This is a genomic window from Cohnella soli, assembly GCF_042655525.1.
Lineage (GTDB): Bacteria > Bacillota > Bacilli > Paenibacillales > Paenibacillaceae > Cohnella > Cohnella soli.
This window is the reverse complement of record NZ_JBHSMI010000008.1, coordinates 86,985-99,917: the sequence shown is the minus strand read 5'-3', so window position 1 is coordinate 99,917 and position 12,933 is coordinate 86,985. Positions and strand designations below refer to the sequence as shown.

Below are 12,933 nucleotides of genomic sequence, written 5' to 3'. Positions count from 1 at the left end.
TATGTCATCTTTACAGGACATGATATATGGATCCCGGTTGTTGATGAATTCGTCTTTTCATTAGTAAAGATAGCAGAACGGCGTTTAAATGTCCAAATGTCAACCCGGATTTTACCGCAAGCTCGTCGATAGAACAAGCCTGATCGAGCAAAATTTCATAGATTGGTCGCTCAGCAGCCGTCAGCGGCGCCAATTTCCGATCGCCTGGCGTAACGTTGTTTTCCCCGTCTGCGGAAGGTAGCGGTTCAGGCAAACGATGGCTGTACATGTTGAAAATATCACTTTCGTCGAGCGCCGGATGTGCCCCTTTGCGAAAGTATTCTAACGCTCCCAAACAACGCGGCGAAGTCGCCTGCCCCGGCACGACGAATACGTCCCTGTCATACGCAAGCGCAAGATCGGCCGTAATCAGGGCTCCGCTCCTGTGCGCCGCTTCGACAACAACGACGCCAAACGACAACCCCGCGATAATACGGTTACGCAGTGGAAACAAGCCCGGACGGAGAATCGTTCCAGGCGGGCTTTCGGAGACGATCAGACCGCGAGTGGCAATTTCCTCATACAACGCTTTGTTCTCGGGCGGGTAACATACTTCAGCGCTCCCCGCTAGCACCGCAATCGTCCCGTATGCGCCTTTCAGCGCTCCGCCGTGGGCGTAGGCGTCTATTCCCCTAGCCAATCCGCTGACGACCGTCATACGCGCTGCGCAGCCTCTGGCAACATCTTCCGCCATCTTCCTCCCGTACCCCGTCGCGAGTCGGGTTCCGACGATTGCGATGCAAGGGCGATGAACAAGATTCCAATCCCCTTTGTAATAAAGAACCCAGGGAGGGTCGGCAATATGTCGAAGCAACTCCGGGTAGTCATCGTCTAAATAAGTGACGACTTGTAGCTGTTTCGCCGTGTGCCTCGCCCACATGCGCTCAATCGATGCCGGAAGAAAATTTGCCGCAACTGCTGGCGATTGCTTCAGCGACAATCCCATGTCCCTCCAATCCTGCTCCCTGTAGCGATGAACGTTCGCTAGAGCACCTTTCCCTTTGGATAAGCCACGTAAAAATACGTTCGCAATCGTAATTCGTCCTACGCCCTCTGTTTCATGGAGCGCGATAAGCGCCTCCCTCGGCATTCCCGTACGCCTTGCTTCTTTGAATGTCACCGCTCTTACGACTGCTGATTGCGTCTCCGCTTCGTTACTCTGTCTACCGAACACACCGCTTCCTGCCATCATGGACTCCCCTTCCTTCGTATGGAACGCTCGACCGTTAACGCCAAAAAGCCTCCCGCTCCCTCGTTAAAGGGGGCAGAAGGCTTCTTGCCTTGCCGTCGCGCGCGTCGTCTTATGCGAATCGCGCGATTGAATCTATTAAGCTAAATGTAACATTAGCTTTTGCATTTTTCCAGCATGCCTTTTTCCTCAAGCACTGCGATCAATGTCGCGCCCATGTCGGATGGTGTCGGGGCTACGCGAATGCCGCAAGCTTCGAGGACGGAAATCTTCTCCGCCGCCGTGCCTTTGCCGCCCGAAATAATCGCGCCGGCATGTCCCATCCGTTTGCCCGGAGGCGCGGTAGCGCCGCCGATGAAGCCAACGACAGGTTTCGTCATGTTCGCTTTGATCCACTCGGCCGCTTCTTCTTCTGCCGTACCGCCGATTTCGCCGATCATGATGACCGCATACGTGTCCGGATCTTCATTGAACAACTTCAAGATGTCGATGAACTCGGAGCCTTTAACCGGGTCGCCGCCGATGCCGACTGCGGACGATTGACCGATGCCGTTCGTCGTCAATTGGTGAACCGCTTCGTACGTAAGCGTACCCGAGCGGGAAATGACGCCGACGTGGCCTTTCTTGTGAATATAACCCGGCATAATGCCGATTTTGATTTCGTCCGGCGTAATAACGCCCGGGCAGTTCGGTCCGATCAACCGCGTTTTCTTGCCTTCCATGAAACGCTTAACTTTTACCATGTCAAGCACCGGAATGCCTTCCGTAATGCAGATGACAAGATCAAGTTCCGCGTCGACCGCTTCCATAATGGAATCTGCCGCGAAAGGAGGAGCAACATAAATAACGGATGCCGTTGCGCCCGTAGCCGCTACCGCTTCTTTCACGGAATTGAAAATCGGCAACGTTACTTTCGACCCGTTCTCCAAGTCGAAATCGATCGTTTGGCCGCCTTTACCCGGCGTTACGCCTCCGACCATTTGCGTGCCGTATTCCAGTGCACCTTTGGCATGGAACGCTCCCGTCGCGCCCGTGATGCCTTGGGTGATTACCTTGGTGTTCTTATCGATCAAGATACTCATGATTATACACTCCCCGGTAGGTTTTCCCAATCATCGGGATCTTTGAGCAACGCTCAAAGTCTCAATTACTTCACGAGCGCTACGATTTTTTGCGCGCCGTCGGACATCGAATCGGCAGCAACGATGTTGAGGCCCGATCCGTTCAAAATCTCTTTGCCCAATTTCACGTTTGTGCCTTCGAGACGCACGACGAGAGGCTTGTCAAGGCCGAGCTCGCGAGCCGCTGCGACGACGCCTTCGGCGATAATGTCGCACTTCATGATGCCGCCGAAAATATTAACGAAAATCCCTTTGACGTTCGCGTCGGAAAGGATGATTTTGAACGCTTCGGTTACTTTCTCTTTCGTGGCGCCGCCGCCTACGTCGAGGAAGTTGGCAGGAGAGCCGCCGAAATATTTGATAATGTCCATCGTCGCCATCGCAAGGCCTGCGCCGTTAACCATGCAACCGATGTTGCCGTCGAGCGCGATGTAGCTCAGGTCGAATTTGGATGCTTGAATTTCTTTCGCGTCTTCTTCGTCCAAATCGCGCAGCTCAACGATATCTTTGTGGCGGAACAGTGCATTGGAATCAAAGTTCAACTTCGCATCAAGCGCCATCACATTGCCGTCGCCGGTTACGACGAGCGGGTTGATTTCGGCAATGGAGCAATCTTTGTCTTCGAAAGCCTTGTACAAGGCCAACATGAATTGGACCGCTTTGTTTACGAGCGGGCCAGGAATTTTAATGTCGTTCGCCAACTGACGCGCCTGGAAAGGAAGCAATCCGACGGCAGGATCTACGACGACTTTAATGATTTTCTCAGGGGAATGAGCGGCAACTTCTTCAATGTCCATGCCGCCTTCTTCGGAGCCCATCATAACGACGCGTCCGGTTCCCCGGTCGACAACGACGCCGATGTAGTACTCCTTCTTAATGTCGCAGCCTTCTTCGATCAGGAGGCGTTTGATTTCTTTGCCTTCCGGACCTGTTTGGTGCGTGACCAATACTTTGCCAAGCAATTCTTTCGCATAGTTCGCGACGTCGTCCAAGCTTTTTGCGATTTTGACGCCGCCTGCTTTGCCGCGGCCGCCCGCATGAATTTGTGCTTTCACGACAGTAACCGAGCTTCCGAGTTCTTTCGCGGCGCTGACGGCTTCTTCGACGGTAAACGCCACTTTGCCGCGCGGCACGTTAACGCCATATTGCCTCAAGACTTCCTTGCCTTGATACTCATGAATATTCATGACTTTGGCATCCTCCCGTTGTGCGCTTTAATATCGAGTGAGGCCGGACGATCGGGCGTTGCCGCCGTACGGGGCCGTCACAGGTAAACAAAACCTACATTATTGTATCACTATTTTTTTCACGCTTCCTCACTTTTTCATCAATTTATTAGTCTAATTTGGCAATGATTTAATCTCAAATCGATATGGAAACAAGGCAAACATATATAGCTTTTGCGTTTTGCATGGAACTTATTCCAGATTTCCCTTCGCCCCCCATTTGTTCTGCCGAATCGATTCGAGATTTGTATTGACAATCCAATCGGCGGCGGAGTAAATTATTCATAAATTGAATGATCGGAAAGGAAGCACCTTTCCCGCACGTAATATCAACTGCGGAGAGAGGTGTTTTTTCATGTATGTGAAAATATGGAGCGCTAGCGTGTTCGGCATCGAGGGACGGTTGATCGAAGTGGAAGTCAACATCAGCTCCGGTCTCCCTCAAGTTGCCGTTGTCGGCCTTCCCGATTCTGCCGTAAGGGAAAGCGTGGAACGGGTCAGAGCCGCCATTCAGAACGGCGGCATGAAATTTCCGCTTGACCGGGTAACGATCAACTTGGCCCCTGCCGACTTGCGTAAAGAAGGTAGCGCCTTTGACGTGGCGATCGCCGCCGGCATTCTGTGTGCGAGCGGCCAAGTCGACCCAGCTCTGCTGGCGGATACGATGTTTATCGGGGAACTTGCTTTGAACGGCTCCGTAAGAGGCGTTCCCGGAATTTTGCCGATGACGGAGCTTGCGCGAGCGACCGGCATTCGCCGCGTCGTCGTGCCTCGATCTTCGGTCGCGGAGGCCCAGCTTATTTCCGGCATCGAAGTATTCGGTATCGGGTCGCTTGCCGAGTGGATCAACGGGTTTCTCGACGACGTTGAGACAACGCCGGAAGTCACGGATTGCCCTTCGCTTTGGGGGCGTTCAACACGTGGGAGGAAAGCCGTGGAGAGCGAAAATGCGTTCGATCTTGCAGACGTCATCGGCCAGGAAAAAGGAAAACGGGCGTTGTTAATCGCGGCGAGCGGCATGCATAACCTGATGTTCGTCGGTCCGCCTGGAACGGGTAAAACGATGCTGTGCCGGAGATTGCCAACGTTGATGCCTCCACTGGATGAAGATGAAGCCCTCTCCGTTACGAAAATATTCAGCGTAAGCGGTAAACTCGGCAAATCGGATTCCGGGCTCATCCGGCAACGCCCGTTTCGAGCGCCGCATCACTCGATTTCCGCAGCCGGCCTCATCGGTGGGGGCTCGATACCGAAACCCGGCGAAGTTACGCTCGCCCATCACGGTATTCTTTTTCTCGATGAGATGCCGGAGTTTTCACGTGCCTGCCTGGAGTCGTTGCGCCAGCCGCTGGAAGACCGCGAGGTAACGATCGGCAGAGCTCGCGGCGTTTGCCGGTTTCCCGCTCGATTTATGCTCGCTGCTTCCATGAACCCCTGCCCTTGCGGTTTTTTGGGTGGTTCGATTGCAGATCGACCTTGCACCTGCACACCGACTGCAATCGCCAGATACCGAGCCCGCATGTCCGGGCCGCTAGCTGACCGGTTAGACTTGCAAGTCGAACTACCGAGACAGACGGCTCGACGGGCCGATTCTCCGGCAATGACTTCCGCCCAAGCACGAGAGATCGTCGCGGAAGCAGCCGAGCGCCAGCGCCGTCGCTACTCGAAATACGGCTTCAGGTGGAATAGCCAGTTGCATGGCGCATATCTCCACCGATTCGCGGCGCTCGATTCGGAAGCCGAGTCGCTGCTTCGCCAAGTGTACGAACAACTCGGTCTCAGCTTTAGAGCACACGATCGGATTGTGCGTATGTCGCGCACGATCGCCGACCTCGCCGGGCGCGAACGGATTGCGCTTGAGGACGTGACGGAAGCGGTAGGGTACAGGTGCCTAGATGAAAGGGTAGTCTAAAAAAGCAAAAGCGACTTCGACGTTCTAGGGCGCCGAAGGCTCTTTTGCTTTATTTGGACAGTCGGACGTGTAACGTAAGACTCAAATGGGGGGCGACCAATGGCGCTCTAAAGCACGGTTTTTGCCGGCTATTGTTCGCAACTATTCGTTTCCTTGCCCATTTTTATCGATCCATTCCAACAACGCCGCCGGAACCTGGAATGATTCATCGTCGATAATGATTCGCTTGGACGCATTCGCCTGCTCTTCGCGGTCTTCTTTGATTTGGGCGATTTCGTCGTGAAGCCTTTCCATTTGCTTGTCGAGAGCCGCAGCCGAATCGGCCGCTTCCTTTAATTCTTGCAACAGCCTTGTCGGCACGGATTCGTTGTATTTGTAAAAGATTTTATGTTCGAGGCTCGCCCAGAAATCCATCGCGATCGTACGGATTTGCACTTCGACGTTAACCCGCTCCTGCCGGTCGGACATATACACAGGCACTTCGACGATCAAGTGCAAACTTTGGTAGCCATTTGGTTTCGGGGATCGGATATAATCTTTTGTCTCCACTATGGTGAGATCCGACTGAACAAGCAGCATGTCGCGAATCCGATAAATGTCTGTCACGAACGAGCAAGTGATGCGCATTCCGGCAATATCCTTAATATGCATTCGGATGCTCGGAAAGGTGATATCGCAGCCTTTGCGAATAATTTTGTTGAAAATGCTTTCCGGTGATTTCATGCGTGATTTCGTATGCTCGATCGGGTTATAGTCGTGTAGAAATTGAAATTCTTCTTTTAAAATCTCGATTTTCGTCTCAAGCGAATCGAGTGCGAATTTGTACATCATCATAAACCGGGTAATGTCATCTTTGAAACGTTTGAAATGCTCCATTGGGAGAGGTAGATTGCTGCTCAAATCCATCATCCTTGTCTCATGCTATTGATTTTGAATGTTCGGTCTCGTTAAAGCAGGGGACGAAAGGCGGTGAAAGGGGCCATTGGGCAGGTTTTCACACACGCCCTAGAATGCAGCTTCCAGATGCCGCAGTTCTCGGATAGTCCGATCTCGCTCGAACGTGACTGCCACGACGTCAAAACGCGCGGCTCGAGGCAAATCTGGCCTGCTTTTTAAGTACACAGCGGCTAGTTCGCGCACTTGGCGGCGTTTGCGTAACGTGACGGATTCAACTGCCGTTCCGAAACGGGTAGGGTTCGTGCGCGAACGCACTTCAACGAACACAAGAGTAGCACCATCCAACGCGACGAGGTCGATCTCGCCGGAACGGCAACGCCAATTCCGGTCAACAATTGTATAACCTTTCGCGACGAGGCTTTCCACAGCGGCATCTTCCCCTGCACGCCCATTCGCTGCCCTTTGATCCACTTTCCTGGAACGAGATTCATCATTCGGCGGGTTACCGTTATTCAAAGTATACACTTTCTCCAACGGCGACGCCTCCTTATTATAACGAATTCGGATTACGGCCTTCCAGTTTTGGGTCAGCCCTTCGATCCGAACGATATACGAAACTGAGCACTTCCGCAACGAGCTGGTAAAGCTCCGGCGGAATTTCCTGGTTCAAGTCCAGCTTGGACAACACTTCGACAAGCGATGAGTCTTCTTGCAACGGAATGCCGTGCTCTTGCGCGCGACGCATAATTTCTTCCGCGATCACGCCTTGTCCTTTGGCGATAACGGTCGGCGCGGCCGATTGTCCCGGCTCGTATTGAAGCGCGACCGCTTTTTTCGGCTTATATCTGGTCGTTTCTTTATCGGTCATGCGCGATAGTCGACTCCCTTGTAAGGCTTGGCGGCATACGCGCCGGTGAGAGCCGCCGCTCTGTCTCCGGACGCCCCTTGAGTCTTCGACGCTTCAGAACCGAGCTTCCATGCCGGCAAAGGCGAAGCGGATAAAGAGAGCAATTGAAATCCTGCGGATGACATGCCCGCTTCCAACTCGCCTTTTGCTTGCTCGATCAGATCGCCCATACCAGGGAAGTCGCTTAGCAGTTTCAATGAAACGATGCGATCAACGACCTGAACGTCTACGACCGTATCGCCCAAGTTACGCATGCGCAGGTCGAACAACAAATGACAGTTGCCCGCATCCCATTCCCCCTTGCGACCGCGTCGGGTCTGCACATGGACTGTCGCCGTCGTTTCGCCTCCAGGCCCCTTCATCGGCACGAATAGCGTCATATGACTGAACGGCGCAACATTCGCCTTATCCGACGACAAAAGCAGCTGCTGTCCGGTCACTTGGCTTGCCAGCGATTGCGCGGCCTCGCGCAAAGCGGGCGGCGCTTCCTCGTTCGCCGCAAGGGCGAGCAGCGCGCCCTTGAGCGTATCCGCGGCGGAACGCCGCTCTTCGCTCGCGGAGGCCGGGGCGGTTCCGTCCGCCCCGCCTCCCGCTTGCGAAGCGGCTGCGCCCGCTCCCAGCCCGGCGTCCAAGCCGGCGCCGGGCAACCGCGGCTCGGCAGCGTGCAGGAGCTGGCGCTCATGCCCGACGCCGAGCCATTGCAGGAAGCGGCCGATCCAGGCCGCTTCCTGCTTGGCGCCCGACGGCTGCGCCCCGTCGGGCCGAACGGCTTCGGCGCGGCTGCCGTCCGTCGCCGCGCCGTTAATGGCCCCCGCGCGCTCCGCTTGCGCGGGGGACGGGTTTGCCGCCGCTGGCTGCTGCGGCGGCAATGGCGCTGCACCGCTGCGGGCGGCATTCGCTTGCGCGGAAAGCGCGCTTTTGCCTGCCGGCGCATTGCCGGCAAGGCCCTTATCCACCGCCGAGCGTGCCGTTGCCGCCGATGCGTTATCGGCAGCCGGGCGCCCCGCATGCATATGCTCCGACGGATCATCTACCGCCTGGCCGCCATTCGCGGTGTTCGCCGCTTGCGTCCCTGCCTGTGGCGTACTCGCCTCGCTCGCCTTGCCTCCGGCCGTCGCCGCGCTAGGAAAGCCGCCCACCAATTGCTGGCCGCCTTCTTCTATAATCGCCGCGCCTTGAGACAGCAACGATTGCAACCGCTGCCCGAGTGCCGCTGCATCGCCGGTAGGAGGTTTCGCCCCGCCGAGCCATTGGTCTACCGCCGCCTTTAGCGAAGATAATTCTTCATGAATCGGTTGCCCGAACAAAGCTTGCCGCAATGACGACAATGTCGTCTCCGTCGGTTTCAATCCGCGCCGGAAAGCGACATCCGCCGCGCTTGCCCACGATTCCGCGTCGACGCCGGCCGGTTTGAGCGACAACGCCGTCTGGAATTGCGCCGCAGTATCTTTGCCGATCGCGTATCCGTCGCGCTTTAATCCGCGAAGCAAGTCCATCGACCATTTTTGCTCGGGCAGCCCGAACGATTTCAATATATCTTTTGTTAGCCCTTCGTCCGCGAACGTTTCCGTTGCATCCGGCAACGGCTTCAGCGTCACTAGTCCGCCAGAGCCGGGTTGCACTTGCAGCAGCGTCCCTTTGCCGAGCGGCATGTCCGCATCAAGCTTCGCCTTTACAGTAACCCCGTTGATGTTTACCATCGCTTCCTGGTTATCGAGCAATTCCAACAGAACACCTCTGACGATTTGCCCGATTCTGAGCTCCAGCGCACGCGCGTCGGTAGGCACTGCGTCTCCCATCAATGCCCGGATCAACGGTCCGATATTCATGCTCATGCCGCTTCCCTCCCGGTCGATCCTCTTACATTAAGTATCGGCATCCCCCATAGCCCCTTGTAGAGGTAGTTCAAAAAGCTCGATTTTGATCACGAACTTAGCTCCAATCCTCATGCCCTCTCAGAATAGCATCTGCTGTTCCGCAAATAAATTCCCGAGGAAGCTGCGGCGATGCAGCGGCGTCGGCCCAAGATCGAGCAGCGCCTGTCGGTGAACTTTCGTCGCGTAACCTTTATGTACAGCAATTCCGTAGCCCGGGTAAAGCTGTTCCCATATGCCCTCGCATAACCGGTCTCTCGTCACTTTAGCTATAATCGAAGCGGCGGCGATTGACTGGCTTAGGCTATCGCCCTTAATGATCGCAGTTTGCAGGATAGGCAATTCGACCGACTCCGCATCAACGAGCAAATGTTCCGGCGTGACGGACAATCCGAGAACCGCGTTTTTCATCGCCAATCTTGACGCCTGCCGAATATTGATCTCATCGATGACAGAAGCTTCTATTCGCGCCACCGACCACGCAACCGCCTCTTCCGTGATTTGGTCGTACAACGCATTCCTTTTCTTCTCGCTAAGCTGCTTTGAATCGTTTACTCCGTCCAGCACTAGTCCGATCGGCAAAATAACGGCGGCTGCCACAACGTCTCCGAACAGGCAGCCACGCCCGACTTCATCGACACCTGCGATAGCGCTGAGCCCTTGTCCCCATAGTGCAGATTCGTATGCAAGCCGGTTTATTTCAACATATTCCTCATCCTCGTGAATCCGTCCGTTCTCTTTGTCCGACTTCTTCTTTCCTGCCACTACCTGTTTTCCCCTTCCAGATCTAGTGCACTCGCGATCAACGTCACCGTCGTTGAAAATAGCGGTCTTTAAACGGTATTCCCGCATAGAACAATGCGTCTCGATGTCTGCCCGCGTACAGGTGACCCAATCCCGGGTGTATGAAAGTCAAACTTCTCATCACCGCTGCGTTTCTCATCTTATTACGCTCCTCTCGCCACGCAAAAGTCGCCACCCCCCTAGCAACCTGCTACTCATCCGACAAAAATCTGCTTCTCACGTCCGGCGTCGGCAGCATGCAACTGTCTGCGCGACCGAACCAACGATAGCGCCTTTTGGCGACGAAATCATATATCGCATCTCTTATGAACTTCGGCAATACGATGCCCGCATACAGGAGAGGCCATCCATCTGATAGTCTCTTCGCGATTTTGAGCGCTGCCGTCGACTTCGCGTAATATTTACCGTCCTCGACCAGCACGAACGTATCAAGCGCGGTCGCTGACAGACCCCCTTCGCCGAGCAAACGCCCACCTGTCGCCGATTGTAAGGACGCAAATTTGAACTGTGCCTTCTTGTCCCGAGCGATAATAAACCTCGCCGCCCCGTGACAGAAATGGCATACACCGTCAATCAGTACGATGCTGTAGCCTGTTGTCTCTTCGCGGAGCTCTTCGTCTGTCCTGTGCTCTTTTCTCAGACTCATCCCCCCGCCTCCATACGACTGACATCGCTGCTTCCCGACAATCACATTTCATCTCTATATGTAATCTACCATAGTTTGCAGCGCTCCGACATGGCAAAAGCCGTTCCCGAAGCGCTTTCCTTCGGCAAACGGCTTTTAACCTACTCCAGACTTCACACGAAGGTGCGCCTGAATTCAACCTCTATTCTAAGCTTCACCAAAGCTTTCCGGACTTTCCAGCGTCATCCGCCCGAGTTTCCCGGAGCGCAAATCGCGAAGCAGCAATGTGGCCGCTTTCTCGTAATCGACATGCCCGCCCCCAACGATGCAGCCCCGTCGACGCCCGATCGCTTCTAGCACGTCGATGGCCGCCTGCATGTCCGGCAACGCCGTCGGCAAATCCGTCAGCCCGTAACGATCGGCGAGCACGTTACCGTATTGCTCGACGAGCACCTTCAGCACGAAACAAGCGACCTCATCGATGTGTATGATATCTTCCTTGATCGCGCCCGTCGCCGCCAGACGGAAACCCGCAATCGGGTCGTCGAACTTCGGCCACAAAATGCCGGGCGTGTCGAGAAGCTCCAGATCGCCGCCGAAACGGATCCACTGCTGCCCCTTCGTCACGCCGGGCCTGTCGCCGGTTAACGCAATGTTACGTCCCGCCAAACGGTTGATCAACGTCGATTTCCCGACGTTCGGAATGCCGATAATGAGCGCGCGAACCGGTCGCGGCTTCATTCCTTTATTGATTTGCCGCTGGATTTTGTCCTCCAGCAGTTCTTTCGCTTTAGCCGTAATGTCTTTGACGCCGGAGCCGGCGTTCGCGTCAATCGCGTGAACGGCCAGTCCCTTGGAACGGAAATACCGTCCCCATTCCGCCGTTTTGTCCGGATCGGCCAAGTCCGCCTTGTTCAGCAGCACGAGCCGCGGCTTTGTCCTCGTCAGCTCATCGACCATCGGGTTGCGGCTCGATTGCGGAATGCGGGCGTCCAGCAACTCGAATACGACGTCAATCAACTTCAGTTTCTCTTCGATTTGCCTTTTCGCCCGAGTCATATGACCCGGAAACCATTGAATCGTCATGCTTGTCACCTCTTTTGCCTGCACTAGCCTTTATAACCGTACTTCCGTTGCTTCTTGATTTGTGAAAACAAAGCGAGGGGCTGCCCCCTCGCTTCACATCAATGTTTGACGAAACTGAAGTCGCTGAGCGGCCAGAAAATCAAATCCGCGCGTCCGACAATTCGACTTTGCGGGATGTAACCGATCATCCGGCTGTCCTCGCTGTTCGACCGGTTGTCGCCCATGACGAATACCGTGCCCTCTGGAACGACGCCATCAGGGAATTTGGTGTTCGGGAACGAGCCATCCGAACGGTAGTTATACTTCTCGCCGTTCGCGTGCGCTTCTTCGTAGGCGCTCTTCAAGTATTTTTCCTCGATCGGCTTCCCGTTTATGTACACCGTATCTCCGTCGACTTTTACGGTATCTCCCGGCACGCCGATTACCCGCTTGATGAAATCGCGTTTCTCTTCCGGCACGTGGAACACGATCACTTCGCCGCGTTTCGGAGCTCTGATGTCGTAAATGATTTTGTTGACGATAATTCGTTCGCGATTCCAGAAGTTCGGTTGCATCGATGGGCCGTCGACGATAAACGGGCTAAGCAGCAGCCAACGGATCACAAACACGAGAATGCCCGCGATTGCCAGTGCTTTTATCCATTCGAGCAGTTCGTTGCCTTGTTTCTTGACCGGTTTACCCGGAGGCGGGCCTTCCGGCTCCCTTTCGGCGATGTCGCGCGTGGAAGAACCGGCCGCGTCATCACGTTCCTCTGACCCGGGGGAATCATTGGTGTAGCCGTCCTTGTTATGCTCCATTCGTTATCGCCTCTAACTTTCGTTATGAAAATGCAAAAAGGAGGACTTGAACGTTGCCAAGCCCTCCTCTGTCGCACATTATCGAATTTCTTTAATACGCGCTGCTTTACCGCGAAGGTTGCGCAGGTAGTAAAGTTTCGCACGACGGACTTTACCGCGGCGAGCGACTTCGATTTTCTCAATGCGCGGGGAATGTACTGGGAAAGCACGTTCTACGCCGACGCCGTAAGAAATTTTGCGCACCGTGAATGTTTCGCTGATACCGCCGCCGCGACGTTTAATAACGACGCCTTCGAACAGTTGCACGCGCTCACGGGAACCCTCGACGACTTTCACGTGTACTTTGAGCGTGTCGCCCGGACGGAAGTTAGGTACGTCCTTGCGCAGTTGCTCTTGAGTAATCGACCGAATCAGGTTGCTCATAGAGTTTTCACTCCTTCCATAACAGACGTTCGT

Annotated in this window: 14 protein-coding genes; 1 reads left to right on the top strand and 13 read right to left on the bottom strand. The window is 54.8% G+C overall.

Annotated features, from left to right (window positions below; translation table 11 throughout):
* Nucleotides 1–10 precede the first annotated feature (10 nt).
* From dprA to sucC, 3 genes are all read right to left on the bottom strand, one after another.
* Nucleotides 11–1,231, bottom strand: coding sequence for a DNA-processing protein DprA (gene dprA, locus ACFPOF_RS04175; RefSeq protein ID WP_378129877.1), 1,221 nt, complete (start codon nt 1,229–1,231; stop codon nt 11–13).
* A 152-nt stretch (nt 1,232–1,383) separates the two neighbouring features.
* Nucleotides 1,384–2,310 carry a succinate--CoA ligase subunit alpha gene (sucD, locus tag ACFPOF_RS04170; protein ID WP_378129875.1) on the bottom strand — a complete coding sequence of 309 codons (927 nt, stop codon included), beginning with the start codon at nt 2,308–2,310 and terminating at the stop codon, nt 1,384–1,386.
* A 65-nt stretch (nt 2,311–2,375) separates the two neighbouring features.
* Nucleotides 2,376–3,536: an ADP-forming succinate--CoA ligase subunit beta gene (sucC, locus tag ACFPOF_RS04165; RefSeq protein ID WP_378129873.1), complete on the bottom strand. Its 1,161-nt coding sequence runs from the start codon at nt 3,534–3,536 to the stop codon at nt 2,376–2,378.
* Nucleotides 3,537–3,930: 394 nt separating this feature from the next.
* Between sucC and ACFPOF_RS04160 the strand changes: the two genes are divergently transcribed.
* Nucleotides 3,931–5,487, top strand: coding sequence for a YifB family Mg chelatase-like AAA ATPase (locus ACFPOF_RS04160; RefSeq protein ID WP_378129871.1), 1,557 nt, complete (start codon nt 3,931–3,933; stop codon nt 5,485–5,487).
* Nucleotides 5,488–5,628: 141 nt separating this feature from the next.
* Here the strand turns inward: ACFPOF_RS04160 and ACFPOF_RS04155 are convergent, their stop codons facing one another.
* The 10 genes from ACFPOF_RS04155 to rplS all read right to left on the bottom strand — a co-directional run bounded on the left by ACFPOF_RS04155 (nt 5,629) and on the right by rplS (nt 12,900).
* On the bottom strand, nt 5,629–6,363 hold the full coding sequence (locus ACFPOF_RS04155; RefSeq protein WP_378130084.1) for a GTP pyrophosphokinase: 735 nt from the start codon (nt 6,361–6,363) through the stop codon (nt 5,629–5,631).
* A gap of 129 nt (nt 6,364–6,492) precedes the next feature.
* Nucleotides 6,493–6,909 (bottom strand): YraN family protein, encoded by a 417-nt coding sequence (locus tag ACFPOF_RS04150; RefSeq protein WP_378130082.1) that lies wholly within the window; start codon nt 6,907–6,909, stop codon nt 6,493–6,495.
* Between the two features lie 25 nt (nt 6,910–6,934).
* Complete coding sequence (locus ACFPOF_RS04145; protein ID WP_378129870.1) at nt 6,935–7,252, bottom strand: EscU/YscU/HrcU family type III secretion system export apparatus switch protein; 318 nt, start codon at nt 7,250–7,252, stop codon at nt 6,935–6,937.
* Entirely contained in the window at nt 7,249–9,126 is a 1,878-nt protein-coding gene (locus ACFPOF_RS04140; RefSeq protein ID WP_378129868.1) for a hypothetical protein, read from the bottom strand. The genes ACFPOF_RS04145 and ACFPOF_RS04140 overlap by 4 nt, the downstream gene beginning before the upstream one ends.
* 120 nt (nt 9,127–9,246) lie before the next feature.
* A complete protein-coding gene (locus tag ACFPOF_RS04135; RefSeq protein WP_378129866.1) occupies nt 9,247–9,930 on the bottom strand; it encodes a ribonuclease HII in 684 nt (227 codons plus the stop codon).
* Nucleotides 9,931–9,973: 43 nt separating this feature from the next.
* Nucleotides 9,974–10,108, bottom strand: coding sequence for a hypothetical protein (locus ACFPOF_RS04130; protein WP_378129864.1), 135 nt, complete (start codon nt 10,106–10,108; stop codon nt 9,974–9,976).
* A gap of 51 nt (nt 10,109–10,159) precedes the next feature.
* Nucleotides 10,160–10,615, bottom strand: coding sequence for a thiol-disulfide oxidoreductase DCC family protein (locus ACFPOF_RS04125; protein ID WP_378129862.1), 456 nt, complete (start codon nt 10,613–10,615; stop codon nt 10,160–10,162).
* 186 nt (nt 10,616–10,801) lie between these two features.
* The gene (gene ylqF / locus ACFPOF_RS04120) at nt 10,802–11,680 is read right to left on the bottom strand and encodes a ribosome biogenesis GTPase YlqF (protein WP_378129860.1); all 879 of its coding nucleotides are present in this window, start codon (nt 11,678–11,680) and stop codon (nt 10,802–10,804) included.
* A gap of 98 nt (nt 11,681–11,778) precedes the next feature.
* Nucleotides 11,779–12,477: a signal peptidase I gene (gene lepB / locus ACFPOF_RS04115; protein WP_378129858.1), complete on the bottom strand. Its 699-nt coding sequence runs from the start codon at nt 12,475–12,477 to the stop codon at nt 11,779–11,781.
* A 78-nt stretch (nt 12,478–12,555) separates the two neighbouring features.
* Nucleotides 12,556–12,900, bottom strand: a complete 345-nt coding sequence (gene rplS, locus ACFPOF_RS04110) for a 50S ribosomal protein L19 (protein WP_378129856.1) — start codon at nt 12,898–12,900, stop codon at nt 12,556–12,558.
* Between the last annotated feature and the right edge of the window lie 33 nt (nt 12,901–12,933).

Coding starts and splice junctions, on each gene's coding strand:
- ACFPOF_RS04125 (WP_378129862.1), bottom strand. CDS start 10,615: ATGAGTCTGAGAAAAGAGCACAGGACAGACGAAGAGCTCCGCGAAGAG.
- sucC (WP_378129873.1), bottom strand. CDS start 3,536: ATGAATATTCATGAGTATCAAGGCAAGGAAGTCTTGAGGCAATATGGC.
- ylqF (WP_378129860.1), bottom strand. CDS start 11,680: ATGACGATTCAATGGTTTCCGGGTCATATGACTCGGGCGAAAAGGCAA.
- ACFPOF_RS04160 (WP_378129871.1), top strand. CDS start 3,931: ATGTATGTGAAAATATGGAGCGCTAGCGTGTTCGGCATCGAGGGACGG.
- lepB (WP_378129858.1), bottom strand. CDS start 12,477: ATGGAGCATAACAAGGACGGCTACACCAATGATTCCCCCGGGTCAGAG.
- sucD (WP_378129875.1), bottom strand. CDS start 2,310: ATGAGTATCTTGATCGATAAGAACACCAAGGTAATCACCCAAGGCATC.
- dprA (WP_378129877.1), bottom strand. CDS start 1,231: ATGATGGCAGGAAGCGGTGTGTTCGGTAGACAGAGTAACGAAGCGGAG.
- rplS (WP_378129856.1), bottom strand. CDS start 12,900: ATGAGCAACCTGATTCGGTCGATTACTCAAGAGCAACTGCGCAAGGAC.
- ACFPOF_RS04155 (WP_378130084.1), bottom strand. CDS start 6,363: ATGGAGCATTTCAAACGTTTCAAAGATGACATTACCCGGTTTATGATG.
- ACFPOF_RS04145 (WP_378129870.1), bottom strand. CDS start 7,252: ATGACCGATAAAGAAACGACCAGATATAAGCCGAAAAAAGCGGTCGCG.
- ACFPOF_RS04130 (WP_378129864.1), bottom strand. CDS start 10,108: ATGAGAAACGCAGCGGTGATGAGAAGTTTGACTTTCATACACCCGGGA.
- ACFPOF_RS04140 (WP_378129868.1), bottom strand. CDS start 9,126: ATGAGCATGAATATCGGACCGTTGATCCGGGCATTGATGGGAGACGCA.